Source organism: Stenotrophomonas sp. YJH_SMC_69, from assembly GCF_059370495.1.
Map to the genome: position 1 here is coordinate 1 of NZ_JCAFTS010000007.1, position 20,190 is coordinate 20,190.

Annotated in this window: 20 protein-coding genes; 4 read left to right on the top strand and 16 right to left on the bottom strand. The window is 67.3% G+C overall.

All coding sequences use genetic code 11. The annotated features are described in order from the left end of the window. Nucleotides 1-257 precede the first annotated feature (257 nt). From AC5P8F_RS13190 to AC5P8F_RS13205, 4 genes are all read right to left on the bottom strand, one after another. A complete protein-coding gene (locus AC5P8F_RS13190) occupies nucleotides 258-1,184 on the bottom strand; it encodes an ABC transporter six-transmembrane domain-containing protein (RefSeq protein WP_495228319.1) in 927 nt (308 codons plus the stop codon). A gap of 190 nt (nucleotides 1,185-1,374) precedes the next feature. Beyond that, complete coding sequence (locus tag AC5P8F_RS13195) at nucleotides 1,375-2,451, bottom strand: ATP-binding protein (protein WP_346601051.1); 1,077 nt, start codon at nucleotides 2,449-2,451, stop codon at nucleotides 1,375-1,377. A 3-nt stretch (nucleotides 2,452-2,454) separates the two neighbouring features. Beyond that, nucleotides 2,455-3,171: a response regulator gene (locus AC5P8F_RS13200; protein ID WP_111206929.1), complete on the bottom strand. Its 717-nt coding sequence runs from the start codon at nucleotides 3,169-3,171 to the stop codon at nucleotides 2,455-2,457. 52 nt (nucleotides 3,172-3,223) lie between these two features. Further along, nucleotides 3,224-3,790 (bottom strand): hypothetical protein, encoded by a 567-nt coding sequence (locus tag AC5P8F_RS13205; RefSeq protein ID WP_172601393.1) that lies wholly within the window; start codon nucleotides 3,788-3,790, stop codon nucleotides 3,224-3,226. 237 nt (nucleotides 3,791-4,027) lie between these two features. Here AC5P8F_RS13205 and AC5P8F_RS13210 point away from each other — a divergent pair, with 237 nt between their 5' ends. Then, nucleotides 4,028-5,209 (top strand): efflux RND transporter periplasmic adaptor subunit, encoded by a 1,182-nt coding sequence (locus tag AC5P8F_RS13210; RefSeq protein WP_014647277.1) that lies wholly within the window; start codon nucleotides 4,028-4,030, stop codon nucleotides 5,207-5,209. Between the two features lie 2 nt (nucleotides 5,210-5,211). After that, nucleotides 5,212-7,155, top strand: a complete 1,944-nt coding sequence (locus tag AC5P8F_RS13215; protein WP_495228321.1) for a MacB family efflux pump subunit — start codon at nucleotides 5,212-5,214, stop codon at nucleotides 7,153-7,155. Nucleotides 7,156-7,271: 116 nt separating this feature from the next. Here the strand turns inward: AC5P8F_RS13215 and AC5P8F_RS13220 are convergent, their stop codons facing one another. The 3 genes from AC5P8F_RS13220 to AC5P8F_RS13230 all read right to left on the bottom strand — a co-directional run bounded on the left by AC5P8F_RS13220 (nucleotide 7,272) and on the right by AC5P8F_RS13230 (nucleotide 9,223). Beyond that, nucleotides 7,272-7,865 carry a mechanosensitive ion channel domain-containing protein gene (locus AC5P8F_RS13220; protein ID WP_014647275.1) on the bottom strand — a complete coding sequence of 198 codons (594 nt, stop codon included), beginning with the start codon at nucleotides 7,863-7,865 and terminating at the stop codon, nucleotides 7,272-7,274. 6 nt (nucleotides 7,866-7,871) lie between these two features. Beyond that, a complete protein-coding gene (locus tag AC5P8F_RS13225) occupies nucleotides 7,872-8,738 on the bottom strand; it encodes a glucose 1-dehydrogenase (RefSeq protein ID WP_012480369.1) in 867 nt (288 codons plus the stop codon). Nucleotides 8,739-8,839: 101 nt separating this feature from the next. Beyond that, nucleotides 8,840-9,223: a sensory rhodopsin transducer gene (locus tag AC5P8F_RS13230; protein WP_495228322.1), complete on the bottom strand. Its 384-nt coding sequence runs from the start codon at nucleotides 9,221-9,223 to the stop codon at nucleotides 8,840-8,842. 59 nt (nucleotides 9,224-9,282) lie between these two features. On the opposite strand from AC5P8F_RS13230, the gene AC5P8F_RS13235 reads away from it, so the two are divergent. Then, on the top strand, nucleotides 9,283-10,269 hold the full coding sequence (locus AC5P8F_RS13235; RefSeq protein ID WP_495228323.1) for a TIGR03885 family FMN-dependent LLM class oxidoreductase: 987 nt from the start codon (nucleotides 9,283-9,285) through the stop codon (nucleotides 10,267-10,269). Here AC5P8F_RS13235 and AC5P8F_RS13240 read toward each other — a convergent pair. Next, nucleotides 10,239-11,825 (bottom strand): alpha-amylase family glycosyl hydrolase, encoded by a 1,587-nt coding sequence (locus AC5P8F_RS13240; protein WP_495228324.1) that lies wholly within the window; start codon nucleotides 11,823-11,825, stop codon nucleotides 10,239-10,241. The genes AC5P8F_RS13235 and AC5P8F_RS13240 overlap by 31 nt on opposite strands. A 159-nt stretch (nucleotides 11,826-11,984) precedes the next feature. Here AC5P8F_RS13240 and xth point away from each other — a divergent pair, with 159 nt between their 5' ends. Beyond that, nucleotides 11,985-12,779: an exodeoxyribonuclease III gene (xth, locus tag AC5P8F_RS13245; protein ID WP_049439606.1), complete on the top strand. Its 795-nt coding sequence runs from the start codon at nucleotides 11,985-11,987 to the stop codon at nucleotides 12,777-12,779. Here xth and AC5P8F_RS13250 read toward each other — a convergent pair whose 3' ends face one another. The 8 genes from AC5P8F_RS13250 to AC5P8F_RS13285 all read right to left on the bottom strand — a co-directional run bounded on the left by AC5P8F_RS13250 (nucleotide 12,780) and on the right by AC5P8F_RS13285 (nucleotide 20,090). Then, nucleotides 12,780-14,498 (bottom strand): sensor domain-containing diguanylate cyclase, encoded by a 1,719-nt coding sequence (locus tag AC5P8F_RS13250; RefSeq protein ID WP_014647269.1) that lies wholly within the window; start codon nucleotides 14,496-14,498, stop codon nucleotides 12,780-12,782. A 120-nt stretch (nucleotides 14,499-14,618) separates the two neighbouring features. Beyond that, nucleotides 14,619-14,813, bottom strand: a complete 195-nt coding sequence (locus AC5P8F_RS13255; protein WP_346601055.1) for a hypothetical protein — start codon at nucleotides 14,811-14,813, stop codon at nucleotides 14,619-14,621. Continuing rightward, a complete protein-coding gene (locus AC5P8F_RS13260) occupies nucleotides 14,813-15,448 on the bottom strand; it encodes a DNA-3-methyladenine glycosylase (RefSeq protein WP_346601056.1) in 636 nt (211 codons plus the stop codon). Before AC5P8F_RS13260 ends, AC5P8F_RS13255 begins: the two co-directional genes overlap by 1 nt. Nucleotides 15,449-15,520: 72 nt before the next feature. Then, nucleotides 15,521-16,480: a cation diffusion facilitator family transporter gene (locus AC5P8F_RS13265; protein WP_164165655.1), complete on the bottom strand. Its 960-nt coding sequence runs from the start codon at nucleotides 16,478-16,480 to the stop codon at nucleotides 15,521-15,523. Nucleotides 16,481-16,549: 69 nt separating this feature from the next. Then, nucleotides 16,550-17,134, bottom strand: a complete 585-nt coding sequence (locus AC5P8F_RS13270) for an AprI/Inh family metalloprotease inhibitor (RefSeq protein WP_495228325.1) — start codon at nucleotides 17,132-17,134, stop codon at nucleotides 16,550-16,552. Nucleotides 17,135-17,323: 189 nt separating this feature from the next. Continuing rightward, entirely contained in the window at nucleotides 17,324-17,581 is a 258-nt protein-coding gene (locus AC5P8F_RS13275) for a hypothetical protein (protein WP_014647264.1), read from the bottom strand. Next, entirely contained in the window at nucleotides 17,578-18,930 is a 1,353-nt protein-coding gene (locus AC5P8F_RS13280; protein WP_032956535.1) for a membrane protein, read from the bottom strand. Before AC5P8F_RS13280 ends, AC5P8F_RS13275 begins: the two co-directional genes overlap by 4 nt. Before the next feature lie 20 nt (nucleotides 18,931-18,950). Next, nucleotides 18,951-20,090: an SPFH domain-containing protein gene (locus tag AC5P8F_RS13285; protein WP_014647262.1), complete on the bottom strand. Its 1,140-nt coding sequence runs from the start codon at nucleotides 20,088-20,090 to the stop codon at nucleotides 18,951-18,953. Between the last annotated feature and the right edge of the window lie 100 nt (nucleotides 20,091-20,190).

Below are 20,190 nucleotides of genomic sequence, written 5' to 3' on the forward strand. Positions count from 1 at the left end.
AGCTACCAGGGCAACACCGCTCAGCCCTGGTAGCCGCCAACCTTGGTTGGCGCTGGCTTCCATCGGTGCCCACCAGGGTGGGCAGCTACCAGAGCAACACCGCTCAGGCCTGGTAGCCGCCAACCTTGGTTGGCGCTGGCTTCCGTCGGTGCCCACCAAGGTGGGCAGCTACCAGGGCAACACTGCTCAGGCCTGGTAGCCGCCAACCTTGGTTGGCGCTGCTCTCGTCGGTGCCCACCAAGGTGGGCAGCGACCGGTCAAGCGGCGCCCTTGTGGTCCGCATCGTCCATGCCGGGGCTGACGCGGCGGCCGATATCCTTCAGCCGCGCAAGCTGATCCACCATTGAAGGCGCATCGTCCAGGCTGCCGACGAAGGTCCACAGGTAGGTCATCACCGCGTGGACGTGGCCCGGTGTAACGCCTTCACTGGTGGCAAGGCGGCCGATGGTCAGCGCGAACAATGCCGCGGCAGCCAGCCCGATCACCACATAGGCGCCGGCTTCGCGGTCGGACAGCAGGATGCGCAGGCGCGACAGCGTGGTGTAGTGGCGGCGCAGCACCGAGGGGCTGACCCGGTCGACCAGCCGGATTTCGTGTTCCAGGCGGTTGTTCAGTCGGCCGTGCAACTGCTCGTTGCGACGTGCGAACCAGGGCAGCACCAGCAGGGCGCCGAGCAGGGTGGCCAGGCCAGCGGCACCGACCATCGGCTCGATCGCCAGCAGCATGGCCACTGCACCGAACATCGATGCCAGCGCGGTGGCGATGATCGGCACGTGCTTTTCAAAGAAGTCGACGAACTCGCGGGCCAGCACCACGCGTGCCGCCGAAGTGGACGTCGCCTGGCCCAACCGGCGCTGCGCCTGCACCACGCTCACTGCCAGATCGGCATAGATGCGGGTGAAGGTGCGCGTATCCACCGCCCGACGGGCGGCACCCACCAGCCAGAACAGCAGTACCACGCCGGCATAGGAGATGGCATGGCCGATGTTGCCGCTGATGATCGCGTCTACCGCGAAGCCGGCGAACAACGGATAGGCCAGCAGCAGGGTGTTCTCCAGCGCCACCAGCGAGAACGTGCCGGTCAGCTGCCAGGGGTAGGTGCGCAGGATGGCCTTGAGCGTGGCGGCCGCATTCTGCTGGCCGATGCTGCCGGCGGCGGCCGCTGGATCGTGGGGGTGTTGCATGGGATGCCTGGGGGGTTCGGGGACAGGGCAGGGGACGGATGCCTGCCATCTGCCGGGTAGCGCCCAGTATCTGCAGCCCTTTGGAGCGGGCATGGAGGGATGATGGAGATTGCGTGGAGAAATCGGCGGCGTTCAGCCACGCGCGTGGTGCCCACCAAGGTGGGCTGCTACCAGGGCAGCGTCTACGGCCTCAACGGCGCACGTGCACCGGCCAGCGGATCTCGAACGAACTGCCGCCACGCTCGGTAGCTCGGCACTGCGCCGTTCCGTGATGGGCCACGGCAATCGCACGCACGACCGCCAGGCCGAGACCTGAGCCCCCACTCTGCCGTGAGCGCGACACATCGGTGCGCTGGAAGGCTTCGAAAATGCTGTCGCGCAGGTCGTCCGGCACGCCGGGGCCACCATCTTCCACGGCCACCGCGCACTGCCCCTCAGCGAGGGTGACGCGCACCCGCAGCGGGCAGGGGATGGCATGGCGACGGGCGTTCTCCAGCAATGCCAGCACCGCCTGGCGGATGCGGGCCGGATCGCAGTCCGCCAGCGACGGCCGCGCATCCAGGCTCACCGAGAAGCCACTTTCGGTCAGCGCCTCGGACATCGCCTCCACCACCGCCGCCACCTGCACGCTGACGTCGCTGCGTTGCAGGCGCAGATCCAGGTGGCCACTCTCGGCCAGGCTGACCACGCGCAGGTCCTCGATGATGCGGGTCAGTCCCTCCAGCTGGGTGAGCATGCTGTTGAACTGCTCGGGGCCCGGCTCGAATACACCTTCGGCGATGCCTTGCAGGCGGCCACGCAGGATGGTCATCGGCGTGCGCAGTTCGTGTGCGATGGCCGCGTTCCAGAACACACGGTTCTCGGACATCCGGCTGAGCCGCTCGGCCATGGAATTGAAGTCGTTGACCAGCGTGGCGGCCTCGGCCATCGAGGTGTCGCCGCCGCGCGCGCGCGCCTCCAGGTCACCGCTGGCCACGCGACGCAGGCTTGCGGCCACCGAATTCAACGGGGTGATGATGCGCCGGGTCAGGCGAGACGCGATCAGGGTGGCCAACGCCACCACCACGGTGGCGGTCAGGCCGATCCACAGCCACTCCAGCCCGGAGGGCATCATGGACTTCGGCTCGTCATACCAGCGCGGATAGAACACCTCCAGCAGGTAGTAGAACAGGTAGAAACCGCTGATCGACAGCACGGTCGAACACAGCGAGGCCACCGTGATGGACAGCGTGATCTGGCGCCCGATGCTCTTGCCTTTGGGGTTCATCATTCAGTCCAGGAAGCGGTAGCCGACGCCACGGATGGTGGCGGGAATGCCGATCACGCCGACATCCTCGAGCTTGCGCCGCAGCTTGCTGACATGGCTGTCGACGGTGCGCTCCTGCGCATCGCCCTCGGGCAGGCAGGCGTGCAGCAGGTCCACCCGCGCATGCACCTGGCGCGGCGCGCGCGCCATGTGCACCAACAGCCGGAATTCGGTGAGGGTGAAGTTCAGTGCGTGCGCCTGCTCGCCGTTGCGGACCGTCACTTCGTGGCTGCGCAGGTCGATCTCGAACGGGCCCTGGCGGATCAGCCCGGTGGGTTCTTCGGCCACGCTGCGGGCACTGCGGCGCAGCACGGCCTGGATGCGTGCAACGATCTCAGCGGGATTGAATGGTTTGGCCACGTAGTCGTCAGCGCCCACACGCAGGCCGGTCAGCTTGTCCACGTCCTGGTCGAGCGCGGTGAGCATGATCACCGGCGTGTTGCCGCGACGCCGCAGTTCGCTCAGCACCTGCCAGCCATCCAGCTTGGGCATCTGCACATCCAGCAGTACCAGGTCCGGGCGCAGCTGGCGGTGGCTGGCAAGCGCCGCCTCACCGTCGGCGGCGCGTGCGCTGCGCAGGCCCGAACGGGCCAGGTAGGCACCGAGGATGTCGGCGATCTCGCCCTCATCTTCGGCAATCAGCACCAAGGGCGGCTGTCGGTTACGGAGTTGGTGTTTCATTGCGAGCGGCAGGTTCGAGGCCAAGGGCGGGCAGGGCGGGACAGGGACGGGGTCATCGTCGGCGTTCCCTGGCCTGCGCCTCTTCGTTGGCCGCCCAGGCCAGCGTGGCCAGCACCAGCGAGCGCTGCAGGCTGGGGTCCACCGAACCCGCGCCGCGCAGCTGCTGCAGCGTCAGGGTAGACACCGCGGCAGGCAGCGCGTTCCAGCGCGAGGCCATGGGGGTGGCGTTCACCCGGGCCTGCAGCCGCGAGGCCATGCCCACGATGGCGCGCAGGCGCACTGCCAGCAGGGCGGCGACCACGGCGGTGGCGGGCGCAAGCAGCAGATGCAGGTTGACGTTGGCGGCCGGAGGTGTTGCCGACCAGAACGCCAGGCCGATCAAGGCCAGCGATGCGAGCGACCCGGAGCGGCGGGTGCGTCCGGGCCCGTCACTGCGGAACCCCAGCAGGGCGGCGGCCCCGAAGCCGGCCAGCAACGGCAGTAGCGGATACGGTGCGACCCACATCCATGTGCTGGTCGATGCCAGCACCAGTGCGATCAACCACGGCGAAGGCGCACACCACGCCAGGTAGGCACGGCGCACATCGATGGGTGGCAGGTCCGGGTAGGAAAGGGGCACGGCAGGCTGGCAGTCGGCGAGGCCGCCGAGGCTAGCGACCGTTGATGGAGACTTGGTCGAGATTGTGTCGAGATTGCGTGGAGCCGCGCCATGGATTCAGCGGCCGACGCGGTCCCTGAACGGCGGTCGCGTCTCCATCCAATCTCCACAGCCGCTCCAAGAAACATCCACCTGGGGCTTCCAGACTGCGGCCCTGGCGGTCGCACCGGGCGACTGCACGCACCCCCGGAAGTTTCGATGAACAACCGCAGGACCTGGATCATTGCCGCAACGCTGGCCGTTCTTGCCGGCGGCGGTTGCTGGTGGGCGTTTGCCGATGGCGAGGATGCCGCGTTGATCACCGCACCGGCAAGGGTCGCCGGTCTGGAAAAGACCGTGCAGGCGGTCGGCCGGGTCAATCCGAAAGAACTGGTGGCCGTGGGCGCGCAGGTCTCCGGGCAGGTCACGCGCCTGCATGTGGTGCTGGGCCAGCACGTGCAGGCCGGCGACCTGATTGCCGAAGTGGATTCACAACCGCAGCGCATTGCCCTGCGCAGTGCCGAAGCCGCCGCCAACGCGCTGCGTGCGCAACATGCGGCCAGCCAGGCGCGCTACCGCCAGGCCCTTCGCACGTACGATCGCCAGTCGCAGCTGGTGGCGTCGCGGCTGGTCTCGCAGGAAGGCTTCGAAGCGGCACGTGTGGCGCGCGATGCGGCGCGCGCGGATGCCGCTGCGTTGCAGGCGCAGATCGACCAGGCGGTGACCCAGGTGGAAACCGCCCGCATCAACCTGGGCTACACGCGTATCGTGTCGCCGTCCGAGGGCTACATCGTGGCCATCGTCACCAAGGCGGGGCAGACGCTGAACTCGATGCAGACCACGCCGACCATCGTGATGCTGGCACAGATGGACACGATGACGGTGCGCGCCGAGATCGCCGAGGCTGACGTGGAACTGATCGCACCCGGCCAACCGTTGTGGTTCTCGACGCTGGGACCGAGCGGGCGCCGCTATGAATCGCACCTGCAGCAGCTTGAGCCAGCGCCGTCGTCGATTGCCGACGCGTCCAGCGGCAACAGCGGCGGATCGGCGCAGACGCCGAAAGCGGTGTACTACGCGGGGCTGTTCGACGTGGCCAATCCGGGCTTGATGCTGAAGCCTTCGATGACGGTGAAAGTGACGATCCAGCTGGCACGCGTGGCCAATGCACTGCAGGTGCCACTGACCGCCCTGAGCGAGTCCGACGACAAGAACGGCAACGGCGCAACCGTGCGGGTAGTCGATGCGAAAGGCCGCGCCCACGAGCGCGCTGTGACTACCGGCCTGCGCACCGCCACCGCCGTGCAGATCCTCTCTGGCCTGGAAGCGGGCGAGAACGTGGTGGTCGGCCAGGCGCCCAGCGGTGGCGATGCCGAACCCACCAGCCTGCTGGGGATGTGAGCATGGCCGACGCACTGCTGGAATTGAAGGGCGTATCGCGCGCCTATCGCTCGGCCGCCGGCGAGGTGGTGGTGCTGAAGGAGGTCTCGTTGCGCATCGATGCCGGCGAGTTCATCGCCATCATCGGCCCCTCGGGTTCGGGCAAGTCCACGCTGATGAACATCCTGGGCTGCCTGGATCGGCCGACCGAAGGCAGCTACCGCGTGGAGGGGGCTGCGACCGAGCAGATGTCGCCTGACCAGCTGGCGCGCCTGCGCCGCGAGCACTTCGGCTTCATCTTCCAGCGCTACAACCTGATGGAGAACCTCAGTGCCACCGAGAACGTGGCCTTGCCCGCCGTCTATGCCGGGGTGGAGGCCGATGCGCGCACCACGCGTGCCCGCCTGCTGCTGGAAACGCTCGGCCTGGGCGAGCGGACCGCGAACCGGCCCAGCCAGTTGTCCGGCGGCCAGCAGCAGCGCGTCTCCATCGCACGCTCGCTGATGAACGGCGGCGCGATCGTGCTGGCCGATGAGCCGACCGGCGCGCTGGATCATGCCAGTGGCAGGCAGGTGATGGCCGAGCTCGAGCGCCTGCATGCGCAGGGCCATACCGTGATCCTGGTCACCCATGATGCGGCGATTGCTGCCCACGCGTCACGGGTGATCGAGATCGCCGATGGGCGTGTGGTGGCGGATCGCCAGGAGCGAGGCCCTTCGGTGCGGCAGCGTTCGGACGCACCGGCGCGTACATCCACGGCGGCTACCGAGCGGCGCGCCCGCATCGATGCCGTGCGCGAGGCGACGCGCATGGCAGTGCGTTCGATGCTGGCCCATCGCCTGCGCACCCTGCTGACCATGCTCGGCATCATCATCGGCGTGGCCGCGGTGGTGACCGTGGTTGCGCTGGGCAAAGGCGCGCAGGCGCAGGTCGAGGCGCAGATAAACGCGCTGGGCGCCAGCACGCTGGAGATCTTCCCGGGCGCCGATTTCGGTGACCCGCGCTCGGCGGAGATCGAAACGCTGGTGGTAGGCGATGCCGATCACCTGGCCGCCCTGAGTTACGTGGACAGTGTCAGCCCCAACCTCAGCGGTTCGGTAGCAGCACTGCAGGGCGGCCGACGAGCCAATACGCAGGTGCTGGGCGCCGGTGCCGATCTGCCGCGCGTGCGCGGGCTTCGCCTGAAGGCCGGCCGGTTTTTCACCGATGCCGAGGTGGAGGCGCATCGGGCAGTGGGCGTGGTCGACCAGAAGGCAGCGAAGGCACTGTTCACTGGCAACCCCGTCGGCAGCACGGTGCTGCTGGGCGGCATGCCGGTCGAGGTGATCGGCGTGGTGGGTGCCAATGCATTCGCCGGTGGGGCCACGCCAACCGTCTACGTTCCCTATACGTCGGCTGCCTCCCGGCTGCTGGGCAGCCAGCGCCTGGAGAGCATCACCGTGCGCGTACGCGACAACGTACCCACCAATGCCGCCGAGGCCTCGCTGGGCGCCGAGCTGGAGCGCCTGCATGGTCGTCGCGATTTCTTCATCTACAACTCGGACCAGATCCGCAAGGCGGTGATGAAATCCAGCCAGACCATGGCGGCGCTGGTTTCGGCGATCGCGGCGGTGGCGCTGGTGGTTGGCGGCGTGGGCGTGATGAACATCATGCTGGTGTCGGTGAAGGAGCGCGTGCGCGAGATCGGCGTGCGGCTGGCGGTGGGGGCGAGGCAGGGCGACATCCTGCGCCAGTTCCTGATCGAGGCGGTGCTGATCTGCCTGTCCGGTGGCGTGCTGGGCGTACTGCTGGCCTTCGCCGTGGGTGCGCTGTCCAGCCTGCTGTCGCTGGGGGTGCCCTTCCTGTTCACGCCAGGGCCGGTGCTCGCCGCGCTGGCATGTTCGTCTGCGATCGGGCTCGGTTTCGGCTACTTCCCGGCACGCAATGCCGCACAGTTGGACCCGATCCAGGCATTGGCAGCGGAGTAGGGTCGCCCGCTGTGGCACCTGTTGAGCCGAGCCCACGCTCGGCTGCGCTCCGTTCGGCCGCGACGCACCCTGCGCTGCGCGCAGCGAGCCGAGCATGGGCTCGGCTCTACAGCTGCTCAGCGCACCTTGCCCTTTATCGGCAGGCTGCCTGGCAGCTGCGAATAGCCGCTGTCACCCCAGTGCCGGGTGATGCGCTGAAAGAACAACGAGTTCGGCACGCGCAGCAGACAACCGCGCGCGCCTTCGCCACGGTCACTCAGCGTGGTGTAGATCAGGTTGATGTCCACCACCTGGCCGCACAGGCCCGGCTTGTCCACGCTTTCCAGCACTTCGATCGTGTCGTTGATGCGGAACGGGCGCGTAGCCACGATCAGGAACGAACAGAACAGGTTGGACAACACGCTCCATGCTGCGAAGAACGCCACCGCACCGACCGCCATGAACCCGGTCAGCGCGGTCCACAGCACCGAGCGCGAAACGCCAAGTCGCTCCAGTATCAGCAGCGCAGCCGCCAGATACAGCAGCAAAGCACCGCCGCGGCGCAGGCCTACATGAAGCTCTGGAGCCAGCCTGCCGCGCTGCCGGGCCTGCACGAGCAGCCACGCCAGCGCACGCACCATCAGCCACGCCACCCCGAGAATGACCAGCACCTCGGCCACCGGTACCACCACCAGCAGCCAATCCGCGATCCAGGCAGGCAGTCCGGCCATGGGCGGTCACAGCGTTGCCGCGCCGCCGGAAATGGTCAGCAAGGCACCGGAGGTATAACTGGCGCTGTCCGAAGCCAGCATCACGTAGGCCGAGGCCAGTTCCGCGGGCTGCCCGGGGCGGCCAAACGGCGTCTGCGAGCCGAATTGCTCGACCTCTTCGGCAGCCATGCCTGCCGGAATGAACGGTGTCCAGATCGGGCCGGGCAGCACGGCGTTGACGCGTATCTGATGCTCGGCCAGCAGGCCCGCCAGCCCCAGCGTCAGGTTGGCGACGGCGCCCTTGGTCGCAGAGTACGGAAGGATGTTCGGGGTCGGTCGCTTGGAATTGACCGATGCGGTGTTGATGATCGCGCCGCCACCGCGCAGGTGTGGCACGCACAACCGCGTCAGATTGAACACGGCATGGACATTGGTATCGAACGTCCGCTTCCAGTCATCCAGGGTGATGTCGTCGAAGTGCTCGTAGTAGCGCTGGTAGGCCGCGTTGTTGACCAGGATGTCGAGACCGTCCAGCTCGCTGGCCACGCGGTCGACCAGCGAGCGCGCCTGCGCCGGGTCGCTGATGTCACACGGTACCAGCACGGCCTTGCGCCCGGCCTGTTCGATCTGCTGCTGCACATGGCGGGCGTCGTCCTGCTCGCCATCAAGAAAGGCGATGGCGACGTCGGCACCCTCGCGCGCGAAAGCGATGGCCACCGCTGCGCCGATGCCGCTGTCACCGCCGGTGATCAGTGCCTTCTTGCCCTGCAGCAGGCCATGGCCGCGGTAGCTGTCCTCGCCGTGGTCCGGCCGGGGCTGCATCTGCGCGGTCTTGCCGGGGAAGGATTGCTGCTGCGCCGGGAAGGGCGGACGTGGGTAGTCGGGCAGGGCCATCGTCACTCTCCGAAAGGGAACCTGGCGGCAGTCTCGCTCGGCGCGGGTAAACGGCCGGAGGGCGCGGTGTCGTGGCAGCGTGGACGACTGCGCACGGTGCTTCACAACGGATGGGCGATCGTGGTCATGATGCTGTTGGCCGGCTGCCGTGAATCCAGCCGCGTGTGCTGCACGATGATCGGCTGGTCGGATTCGATGAGGGTGGCGAAGCCGGTGCCGCGTGGTACCAGCGCCGGATCCTGCAGGTCGTTGAAGCGCAGGTGGCAGGTGCGTCGTGCTGGCACGGTGATCCGGTAGGGACCGACAGGATCGCGGTCCTCGAAGTAGAGGGTCAGCGTGACATGCGCGTCCTCGTTGCCCGCATTGAGGACGCAGCAGGTTTCGTGACTCTGCATCTCCGGCGACGGGCCGTTGCTCCAGGCTGGAATGTAGCCTTCGGCGATAGCCCAGCGTCGATGCCCGATGCAGGAGGTGTTCGTTTCCATGACGCCGTTTTAGCTGGAGGGGTGTTGCCATCGTGTCCAGTCCCCGCACGGAATCCGTGATGACCATCGGCTACCACGCATCGCATGAGCAGTTCCCGCCCGCCACCTTGCTGGGCCTGGCGCTGCGCGCCGAACAGGCGGGATTCGAGGCTTTGATGTGCTCGGACCATTTCCACCCGTGGACGATTGCGCAAGGGCAGTCCGGCCACAGCTGGGTATGGGCCGGCGCGCTGGCGGTGCAGAGCGCATTGACCTTGGGCATGGTGACCTGCCCGATGCTGCGCCAGCACCCGGCATTGGTGGCACAGGCAGCGGCGACGCTGGAGCAGTTGGCGCCGGGCCGGATCTGGCTGGCGCTGGGTACCGGCGAGGCCCTGAACGAGCGCATCACCGGCCAGCCGTGGCCAGCCAAGCGCGAGCGGCAGAAGGCATTGCGCGATGCGGCCGAGGTGATGCGGCGGCTGTGGGGCGGCGAGCAGGTCGACCACGACGGTGGCTTCCGGGTGCGCCAGGCACGGCTCTACAGTCGCCCGGCGCTTCCCCTGCCGCTGCTGGGGGCGGCCGTCACCGAGGAAACCGCACGCTGGATGGGGGGCTGGGCCGATGGCCTGATCACCATCAGCCAGCCACTGGCGCAGTTGCGGCGTGTGGTGGCGGCGTTTGAGGACGGCGGTGGCAGGGGCAAGCCGATGTACCTGCAGGCCAAGCTCTCCTACGCGCGCGCCGAACAGGCGGCGCTGGAAGGTGCGATGGAGCAGTGGAGCGCCAACGTGCTGCCGCCGGAACTGGCTGAAGGCCTGGACCAGCCCGAACAGTTCGAAGCACAGGCCCGATCGGTCAGCGCCGAGGTGGTGCGTGAGCACGTGCATGTCTCGGCAGACCCGGGCCAGCATCGGGCCTGGCTGCAGGAGCTGCAGTCCCTGGGGTTCGATCGCATCTACCTGCACAACGTGAACCGCGAGCAGGAACGCTTCATCGACGACTTCGCCGAACACGTACTGCCTGCGCTGCGTACTCAGGCACCCTCGGCAGCCAGCCACGCATAGCCATGGCCCTGCAGGTAGCAGCGGCGACCCTGCAGTTTGGCGCCGTGCCGCACCAGCGTGTGCAGCGGGCCGTGCAGGGGTACGTCCACCTCAACCGGGTTGTCGCCGAAGTTGATCAGTGCCAGTGCCTGATGGGGTGCCTCACCGAAGCGGAGCATCAGCAGCGCGGGTGAGGGTGGGTCGAGCGTGTGAGGCCCCTGCTGCAGCACCGGATGGGCGTTGCGTTGCTGCAGCAGCTCGCGCACCCGCAGCAGCAGTGAGTCCGGCGTCGCGCGTTGCGCCTCGACATTCACCGTGCGGTAACCGTAGGGGCCGTCTGCCGGTGGCGCGCGCCAGGCATGCCGCGGTTGGTCGGTGAACCCAGCCCCTGGGCCGTCATGCCAGCGCATCGGCATGCGCACGGCATTGCGTTCGGGCAGCTCCAGGCAGTCACCGAGGCCGATCTCTTCGCCATAGCGGACCACCGGCACCTGGCCCAGCGACAGCAGCGCCGCCCAGGCCATCGCCTGCCATGCGATGTCGCCCCCCAGCATCGGTGCCAGCCGGCGGCGGATGCCACGGCCATAGATGCGCATGCCACGCTCAGGAGCGAAGCGTTCCATCACCGCTTCGCGCTCATCCGGCTCCAGCTGCTCCAGGTCCAGTTCATCATTGTTGCGCAGCCAGGCAATGCGTGTGTCCGGCGGCGCGTGCGGGCCGTATTCGGCCATGCCCCGGGCCACTTCGCTGGCATCGCCGCGTGCCAGTGCCAGGAAGAAGTGATTGTTGAGGTGGAAATCGAGCAGGTGCGAAAGCCGCCGCCCGCGGCACAGGAAGTCACCGTAGTGGGACGCGCGGACATCCGCTTCGCCGATCAGTGGCAGCCCTGGTTGCTGCGCGTCTGCCGTGGCGCGCATCGCCTCCAGCAGCCACAGCCCGTCGTCGCGCGGGTCCGCGTGGCGGGCGCGCGCGACCATGTACGGGACCGCGTCGACGCGGAAGCCGGCCACGCCGCGCTGCAGCCAGAACGTCATTACCTGCAGCAGTTCCTCGCGTACCGGCGCATGGGCCAGGTCGAGGTCTGGCTCGTGCCAGTAGAACATGTGCCGGTTGAACGCGCCGGCCTCGGCATCCCAGGTCCAGACAGAGGCCTCGATCGGCGGGAACATCGGCTGCAGGCCGTCGTCAGGCATGTGGTCGCTCCACAGGTACCAGCGGCGCCAGGCCGGGTCACCCTGCTGCGCGGCGACGAACCACGGGTGCGCGCTGGCGGTATGCTGCATCACCAGTTCGACGATGATGCCGATGCCACGTGCGTCGGCGGCATCGACCAGGCGCTGGAACGCGGCCTGGTCGCCCAGGCGTGGATCGATACGGTAGTGATCGGTGACATCGTAGCCACCATCGCGGCCGGCGTTGCAGTAGAACGGCAGCAGCCAGACATGGCTGATGCCAAGCCACTGCAGGTAGTCCAGCTTTTCCGTGATGCCATCCAGCGTGCCCCAGCCGCGGCCGTCGCTGTCGCGGAACAGGTAGGGGTCGATCTGGTAGATGGCGCGCAGCGGACGCACCGCCATGGGCTTCTCCGGCACTGTTCACGGGTGACCAGCCTGCTGTCGCGCGTGGCAGCGGTTCGTGAAACGAATGGCACCGCATCATGACGTGGCATCCACGACCCGTGCATGCCCGGGCGCGCAGAGTGAGTGCTCATTCGCGGCACCGAGGAGGCTTCCTGCATGGCCCGACGCAAGACGCTTCGTATTGCCACGTTCAACGTCAACGGCATCGGCACGCGACTGCCACAGCTGCTGGACTGGCTGCACAGGGAATCGCCCGACGTGGTTGCCCTGCAGGAACTGAAGGCGACCGACGCCGCGTTTCCTGCTGCGTCATTGGAGGAGGCTGGGTACGGTGCGCTCTGGCAAGGTGAGGCGCGCTGGAACGGCGTGGCGTTGCTGGCTCGGGGGACCACGCCGGTCGAGAGCCGCCGCCGATTGCCCGGCGAGCCCAGCGACACGCAGAGCCGCTACCTGGAGGCGGCGGTGCACGGGGTCATCGTGGGTGCCCTCTACCTGCCCAACGGCAACCCGCAGCCCGGGCCCAGGTTCGACTACAAGCTGCGCTGGATGGAACGCCTGATCCGGCACGCGCGCAGCCTGGTCGAGCTGCCGCACCCGGCGCTGCTGCTGGGTGATTTCAACGTGATTCCCACCGAAGCCGACGTCTACGACCCCAAGGCCTGGCGCCGCGATGCGCTGTTCCAGCCCGAGGTTCGCGATGCCTTCGAGCGGCTGCTCGCGCAGGGCTGGACCGATGCGCTGCGGAAGGTGCACGGCGACGCCACGATCTACACCTTCTGGGACTATTTCCGCCGACATGCCGAGCGCGACCGTGGGCTGCGCATCGATCATCTGCTGTTGAATCCCGTACTGGCGGAGCGACTGAAGGACGCTGGCGTCGACCGTTGGGTGCGTCTGCAGGAGAAGGCCAGCGACCACGCGCCGACGTGGGTGACGGTGCGGCCGGCGTGATCAACGCGCGGCGGGGCCTTCGCGCCGCTCGCGGCGCACGCGCGCGCGGGTCCGGTAGAGGCGGCTGTCCGCCTTCTGGATGGTGTCGGCCACGGGCTCACCGGCCGTATTGATGGCTGCACCCATCGAGAAAGCGCTGGGCGACAGCGCAGCGTGGTCCTGGTACCAGTGCTCCAGTTCGCTCAACCGGCCATCCGCGGGCGCGACCAGTACCACCATGAATTCGTCGCCGCCCAGCCGCACCACCGTCTCCTCCTTGCCCAGCGGCGAGCGCAGGAAGGTGGCGAACTCGACCAGGACGGCGTCGCCGCGGCGGTGGCCCTGGGTGTCGTTGATGTGCTTGAAGTGGTCCAGATCGAACATCACGCAGGCCCAGCGCTCATCAATCAGTTCATCCAGCCGGTGCAGGTAACGCCGGTTGTAGCACTGCGTGAGCGGATCCTTGAAGGACATTTCGCGCAGCTGCTGCTCCTGCATCCTCAGCGCGGTGACGTCCTGTGCATGCCCCAGCACGTAGGGCGGGCTGGCCTCGCTGTCGAGCACGTTGTGGTACGCCCAGTAGTGGCGCGTACCGTCGGCGGCAATCAGCTCGATCACGCCAGCGTCGGTGTGGTTTGCCTGGATCCGAGCGAGGTAGGCCTTGAAGCCCTCGCGTTTTTCCGGTGGCATCAGGTCGCACAGGCTGCGCCCGACCATCTGGCTTTCCTCGAAGCCCAGCGACTGCACCGCCGCGGGATTCACCGAGGTCAATGTCCCGTCCAGCGTGTGGGTGCAGATCAGGCCCAGGCTGTAGTGGAACAGCCGCCGGTAGCGGGTCTCGCTCGCTTCCAGCGCGTCGAGCGCGGCTCGCTCGTCCGTGATGTCCTGGATCGCCCCGACCAGGCGCGGATGGCCGTCGACCTGTTGCCGGCTGCCGACCACCCGGGTCCAGATCGCGCGCCCGTCGGCGGTGGTCATTGGCAGCTGCACCTCCCAGGACGTGCCTTCGTCGATGCAACGCTGCACGGCCGCGCGGATGATGTTGCGGCTGTCTTCGCGGTAGAACGACAGCGCGGTGTCGAGCGTCGGTTCAAAGTTGCTGCGCACGCCGTGCAGCTGTTTGGTCTCGCGGGTCCAGCGCACTTCGTTGGTGACCAGGTCCATCTCCCAGCCGCCCACCCGGGCGGCGCGGTTGGTCCGCTCCAGGAAGTCTTCGCTGCGTTTCAGCTCGCGATGCAGCGCTTTCGCCTGGCCAACCTGCGCCATCAGGGTACTGCGCTGTTCCAGCACCTGGGTGGTGACCCGCGCCAGATGCACCATCAGTTCGCGCTGGGAGGGGGACAGCACGCCGGGCATCGGGTCGAGCAGGCACAGCGTGCCAATGCGTGCGCCATGGGCCGAGCCCAGCGGGATGCCGGCGTAATGCCGGATGCGCGGCCCGGCGGTCACCAGGGGATTGGTCGAGAAGCGAGGGTCCTGGCGCGCGTCGGGTATCTCGAACAGCTCGTCGTGGCGGATCGCATGCGTGCAGAAGGAGATCTCGCGGGCCGTTCCGGTGACGCCCTCCAGCCCGATATTGGCCTTGAACCACTGCCGGTCTTCGGCCACCACGGTGATCAGCCCCATGGTCATGCCGGTCGCGGCGCGGGCGGCGGCGACGATGGCATCGAACACCGGCTCGGGGGGCGTATCCAGCAGGTGCAGTCGTTCGATTTCGAGCAGACGTTCGGCTTCGTCCATGGCGCTTTTCAGGGCTGGGTAGCGAGGGCGGTTGCGGCAGCTGGCTGGCGCTACGCTAGTGCGCACGGCGTTATGTATCGCCATGGCAGAGTGATGCCGATGTGAGGTGGCCGCGCCCGCTCAGTGTTGCTGGAGCGATGCCTGCAGGGCGGTGGCCAGTGCGGCATCACCGGATATCAGGTCCTGCCAGCGTAGCGTGATGCCCTTGCGTCGCCCCTTTTCGACCAGCTTGAGGCCTTCGGGGTCCACGGTGAGGGTATGGGGCCGGCCATCGATGTCCAGTTCGCGTCGCAGTGGTTTGTCGAGCGGGGTCATCATCGTTTCCTCGCAGGGGCGGGAGTACGCCGTGGCTGAATCGATACGTGACGATTGTCACGGATGTGCCAGCGCCAAGGGAAATCGACCGCGCGGGTGATGCCGATGCGTGGACCAATTACCGGGTCGGCCGGAGGCGGGGTCCCATCGCTTGCGATCACGATGCCATGGCTGCCAGTCACCAGGTCGGCGCCGTCGAAACTGCGGTCCAGCCCGAATGCCTGCGAGAGCTTGCCGGGGCCGCTGGCCAGATCGTGATCCCGGCGCGCGGCGGGGCGCAGCTCGTGCATGCGCTCAAGGCCCGCCAGCGGCTCGATGGCCCGCAGCAGCACCGCCACGCCTTCACCGACCTCTCCGCAGACCACGTTGCTGCCCCAGTGCATGCCGTAGGTGAAATAGACATACAGGTGGCCGGCCTCACCGAACATGCTGGCCGTGCGCGGCGTCTGCCCGCGATAGGAGTGCGCCGCCGGATCGACGCTGCCTGCGTACGCTTCGACTTCAACGATGCGACCCGTTCGGCCATCGTCACGGACCAGAAGTTTGTTGAGCAGCTCGGGCGCAACCTCGACGGGCGGGCGCCGGTAGAAGCTGCGCGGGAGGATCTGGAGAGAGGCGGGCAACCAATCCGGCACGGTAGAGGCAGGTTCGGGCAGATGTTGGTGGCACTGTGGCATTGGACTGGTGAAACGGGCGCAGACGCAGCGTCATTCCGGCGCGGGCGGTGCCGCCAGCGTGGCGCGCCGGGCGGCGTAGACCTCGGGCGTCTGCGGCTTGATGAACAGTGCCACCAGCTCCGGATACTCGCGCTTTACCGCCGTTTCGATGCGGGTGATGCAGGCTTCAATCTGTGGGGTGTGCCGATCGTCCTCGAACTCGGCGCTGAGCATGGCCACGACCTGTTCCGGTCCCATCTGCATGGTGGTCACGCCGTTCGCGCGACGCAGATCCGGATCGGTCTCGGCCACCGCCATGATCCGCTCGGCCACCGCAGGGTGGGCAGGCTCTCCAACCAGCAGGCCCTTGGTTTCACGGGCCAGGAGGAAGGCGGTTGCGGCCAGCACGCCGGCGATGCACAGCGACGCCACACCATCAAGCACCGGCATATCCAGCACCTGCGCGGCCACCAGGCCGATCAACGCGAAGCCCAGCCCAAGCAACGCAGCGCTGTCTTCCAGCAGTACGGTGAAGGTGGACGGATCCTTGCTGCGGCGGAAGGCTTCGAAGTAGCCAAGTTTGCCTTTGGTACGCCGGAACTCGCGCAGCGCCACCCACCAGGAGGCCCCCTCGAACAGGATGGATATGCCCAGCACGCTGTAGCTCAACGCGTGGTTGGTGGCCGGCTCCGGCCGGCGGATGTGCTGGATGCCCTCGTACGCCGAGACGCCGGCGCCAGCGGCGAACACCAGCAGGGCGACGATGAAGCTCCAGAAGTACAGCTCGCGGCCATAGCCGAATGGATGTACCGGGTCTGGCGCCTTGCCGGCACGGCGCAGCCCGTACAGCAGCAGGAGTTCATTCAATGTGTCGACCAGCGAATGCACGCCCTCGCTGAGCATGGCCGAGCTGCCGGAGATGCCGGCAGCGATGAACTTTGCGATGGCAATGGCCAGGTTGCCCGCGAGGGCGGCATAGATGACCAGACGGGAACCGGTGGGAGCGGACATTTCGGCGGCGGGGCGGGGCGGACGCCTGATCTTCCCGATCAGCGCGTGCCCATTGCGTGCACGGCGCGATCAGTGCCCCTTGGGATTGAGGTACAAACGCGCCCCATCCGATTCACGGTAGCCCGTCCAGCGCCCACCGCCTGACGCGCGGAAGCGCCCGAACACGGTGTTGCTGGTGTCGGTGAGCAGCAGCTGGTTGCCCGACAGTACCCAACGGTTGGCCGAGAAGAAGCCATCCGGGCAGCCGGCGGGCACGTAGGCACTGTAGCCGCCGAACCACTCGATGTTCTTCAGCTCGATGGAGCAGGTGTTGCCGTTCTCCTGGCCCAGCGTCCAGCTGCCGAACAGATCGCTGTCGCGCACATCGCGGCCGCCACGGTGGCGGTCGCGGCCCCAGTCGTCGTTGTCGTCGTGGAAACCGAAGCCCACGTCGATCTCTTTGCTTTCGCTGCGTGACCCGGACTGCGAGCTGCCGCTGGTGGTGGTCTGGGTGGTCACCGCGCCACTGCTCTGGGTCCGGGTGCTGCTGGATTGCGTGGTCTGGTCGGCGTGGGTGGTCTGTTCGCCGAAGCCGAACGAGGCGTCCTGGGCCAGGGCGGGCAGGGCCAGGCAGCACAACGCGGACAGGCAGGTACGGGCGAGCACGGCAGCCATTGCAGCATCCTCGGAAGGGTGGACCGCGCGAGTATCGAACCGGTGGGGCGGGAGACGGTGTGAGGGTGTGCGCGGCGGCAGCCCAGCGAAGGGTAGTGCCGGCCGCTGGCCGGCTCCCACTTGGCGCCCAGAAACCGAAGGAATGCCGGCCAGCGGCCGGCACTACCCGCAGCCAGGCGGAGCCTGGCGCTACGGGTCGGGCTTTACCCGCACCACCCGTTTCCGGTACTCATACACATTGTCACCGCGGATACGCTTTTCCTCGGTACCGGTAACCCGGCCTACCTGCTGGTCCGAGCCGGTGACCGGCTTGGCCTCGATGGCGGTCTCGTGCTCGAAGGAGTGCGATTTGTCGGTGTTGCGGTAATAGCGGTACAGCGCCCAGTACAGCGCGGTTGCGCCGGCCGGACCTGCCGCCAACAGCCAGAGGCCACTGTCGTCGCTCATGTCGATGCCACCAGGAAGGCAATTGCGAGGGCTTCAATGACGGTGCCGGTGGCCAGTGCCGCCAGCAGCATCTTCCATTGCTGCACGGGTACGCTGCCCATGGTTTCGCCGGTACGGCCGTTCACCGCGATGTAGTGCAGCATGCCGCCGTTCTTGCCGGGCTGGTGGTAGGAGTACAACCACACCGGCAGGTACATCGACACCCAGCGGGTGCCATGCACCTCCAGCTGCTCCTGTTCCCAGCGCACGCCACGGTTGTAGCGCTTCACCGAACCTTCCACCTGTGCGCGGGCGATCGACAGCAGCTGGTCTTCCAGCCGCGGCCGCAGCTTTTCCACATCCAGGTTGCGCTTTTCGGAGGTGAAGCCGGCCAGGTACGAGGCGTTCCATTTCACCGCGTTCTTGGTATCGAACGGCAGGATGGTGTTGATGATGTTGTTGGTGTTGGCGCGGGTATCGAGATTCCCGCGCTCGGCCGAGGATTCCAGTGGCAGGTCATCGACCGTGAAGTCGACCTGGCGCTCGACCTGGTAGACATCGGCGTCGTACAGGGTGCGCTTGTTCTTCTCGCTGCCCACGGTGTACTGCCGGGTCTGGATCTCACCCTTGCCGGCCACGGCCGCGCTGACATTGCTGTCGACGATCATGTAGGGCAGGAACACGCCCACCACGTTTTCCGGGGTGAACTGGTCCTTGAACGCCTTCAGCGCGAACATGCGGCGCTTGTCGACGAACTGGCGGATGCGCGCGACCGCATCGTCCTTCCTGATATGGAAGGGCAGCACTGCATCGGGCACCGCGCCGTTGGCGATCTGCTCGTTGACGCCGAACACATGGCGGCACCAGTGGCAGCGCGCCGTCATCGTACTCTCGGTATTGACCGTGACTTCAGCGCCGCACCCGGTGCATTTGAACGTCATCAGTGCCGAGGTGTCGGCGTCGATGTCACGTGCGCCAGAGGCAATGACCGTACCGCGCAGCTGGTCGATGGCCTCGCCCAGGCCGAACTCTTCCTCGACGCGTGCGCCATGCCATTCGTGACGGCAGTACAGGCAGACCAGGATGTCGGTGCCGGCCTTGGGCCGGATGTCGGTGGCGCCGCACTTCGGGCAGCGGTTGAGGCCGTCCTTCAGCTCGCTGGCCGACGTATCGATGGCCACCGGGTCGGGCGCTTCCACTTCATCACGAATGGCCTGTGGCAGTTTCGAGGTGTCCAGCGGGAAGCTGCCGGGCAGGGGAGGGACGTCCTGCGGCGAACCGGGCCCATCCAACGACGCCGCCGGCAAGGGCGGCGGCGTCGCGGGCGCGGATCCGGGCAGCGGCGGCGGGCCGTTTCGGGGATCGGACATGTTCGTTGTGCGTCCTGCTGTTACAGGCCCAGTGCCTTGGCCTTCAGGGCGTCATAGTCGCCCTGGGTGATCAGGCCCAGATCCAGCATTTCCTTGGCCTTCTTCAGCTTGGCCACCGGGTCGTCGGCAGCCGGGGCGACCGGCTGCTGCATGCCGCCGACACCGAACATGCCCGAGGCCATGCCGACACCGACCAGGCCAGCCGCTCCGCCGTTCTCGCCGGCCGACTGGATGCCCTGGGCGACGCTGGCCTGCAGGTTGGAATTGCCGCGCGAACCCGACAGGGCATCGGCGCGCTGCACGGTCTTCAGCAGTTCGCGGGTGTTGGCGTCGTACTCGATCGAGACGATGGCGGTCTTGACGATGGCCAGACCGCGGTCGGACTTCCACTGGTAGCCCTGCTCGACGGCGGCAGACAGGCTCTGTGCAAAGCCCAGCGAATCCTGCTGCAGCTTGGTGATGCGGTTGCCCTTGCCCGGGTCGTTCGTGTACAGGCTGAAGGCCGGGGCCAGCGAACCGACCACTTCATTGAACAGCTGGCTGGCGGCGGCGTTGTCCAGGTCGGTGAAGTCGAACACCTGACCCGGCTGCAGGTAGCTGGCCGGCACGAAGTTCTTCACGAACAGGATCGGGTCGACGATCTTGAGCGTGTAGGAGCCGCGCGTGACCGCACCCACCTGGGTGTTGAGGAAGCCGTCGTCCCAGTAGATTTCCGACTGGGTACCGAAGCGGTTGTCCGGCAGTTCCTTCAGCGACACGAAATACGCCGCCTGCTGCGAACCCGGCTGGCCGCCGAACTTGAAGCGCTCCCAGCTCTGCTTGATGAACGTGCTGACCAGGCCGTCGCCGGCGAAGATCGACTGCGAGTTCAGATCGTCCGAACGCCACTCGTAGCCACCCGGTTCGGCGACGAACGCGGTGATCGCGCCGTCCTGGAACAGCAGCAGGCCGTAGCCCTCCGGCACGATGATCTTCGAGCCGTTGGTGATGATGTTGGACGAGCCGCTGGTATTGGAGCCGCGGCCGGCATTGGTGCCGCGCGGTACCGCCGCGAACAGGGCCGCCGTCGAGGGCAGGCCCGTGGGCACGGTGTAGAAGTCCTTCCACTGGTCGGCCAGCACACCACCCACCGCACCCTTCACCGCCTGTACCAGACCCATGTCCAACTCCCTGTGATTCGAGGGCAGGCACCATGCCTGCCGAGCTGGACTGACTATAGAGGAGCGGGATGGGCCGCCGCCACCGCCGCGCGCGCCCGCC

Coding starts and splice junctions, on each gene's coding strand:
- AC5P8F_RS13280 (WP_032956535.1), bottom strand. CDS start 18,930: ATGTCCGATCCCCGAAACGGCCCGCCGCCGCTGCCCGGATCCGCGCCC.
- AC5P8F_RS13225 (WP_012480369.1), bottom strand. CDS start 8,738: ATGGCCCTGCCCGACTACCCACGTCCGCCCTTCCCGGCGCAGCAGCAA.
- AC5P8F_RS13265 (WP_164165655.1), bottom strand. CDS start 16,480: ATGTCCGCTCCCACCGGTTCCCGTCTGGTCATCTATGCCGCCCTCGCG.
- xth (WP_049439606.1), top strand. CDS start 11,985: ATGGCCCGACGCAAGACGCTTCGTATTGCCACGTTCAACGTCAACGGC.
- AC5P8F_RS13220 (WP_014647275.1), bottom strand. CDS start 7,865: ATGGCCGGACTGCCTGCCTGGATCGCGGATTGGCTGCTGGTGGTGGTA.
- AC5P8F_RS13230 (WP_495228322.1), bottom strand. CDS start 9,223: ATGGAAACGAACACCTCCTGCATCGGGCATCGACGCTGGGCTATCGCC.
- AC5P8F_RS13270 (WP_495228325.1), bottom strand. CDS start 17,134: ATGGCTGCCGTGCTCGCCCGTACCTGCCTGTCCGCGTTGTGCTGCCTG.
- AC5P8F_RS13255 (WP_346601055.1), bottom strand. CDS start 14,813: ATGACCCCGCTCGACAAACCACTGCGACGCGAACTGGACATCGATGGC.
- AC5P8F_RS13190 (WP_495228319.1), bottom strand. CDS start 1,184: ATGCAACACCCCCACGATCCAGCGGCCGCCGCCGGCAGCATCGGCCAG.
- AC5P8F_RS13275 (WP_014647264.1), bottom strand. CDS start 17,581: ATGAGCGACGACAGTGGCCTCTGGCTGTTGGCGGCAGGTCCGGCCGGC.
- AC5P8F_RS13215 (WP_495228321.1), top strand. CDS start 5,212: ATGGCCGACGCACTGCTGGAATTGAAGGGCGTATCGCGCGCCTATCGC.
- AC5P8F_RS13285 (WP_014647262.1), bottom strand. CDS start 20,090: ATGGGTCTGGTACAGGCGGTGAAGGGTGCGGTGGGTGGTGTGCTGGCC.
- AC5P8F_RS13195 (WP_346601051.1), bottom strand. CDS start 2,451: ATGAACCCCAAAGGCAAGAGCATCGGGCGCCAGATCACGCTGTCCATC.
- AC5P8F_RS13200 (WP_111206929.1), bottom strand. CDS start 3,171: ATGAAACACCAACTCCGTAACCGACAGCCGCCCTTGGTGCTGATTGCC.
- AC5P8F_RS13250 (WP_014647269.1), bottom strand. CDS start 14,498: ATGGACGAAGCCGAACGTCTGCTCGAAATCGAACGACTGCACCTGCTG.
- AC5P8F_RS13235 (WP_495228323.1), top strand. CDS start 9,283: ATGACCATCGGCTACCACGCATCGCATGAGCAGTTCCCGCCCGCCACC.
- AC5P8F_RS13240 (WP_495228324.1), bottom strand. CDS start 11,825: ATGGCGGTGCGTCCGCTGCGCGCCATCTACCAGATCGACCCCTACCTG.
- AC5P8F_RS13210 (WP_014647277.1), top strand. CDS start 4,028: ATGAACAACCGCAGGACCTGGATCATTGCCGCAACGCTGGCCGTTCTT.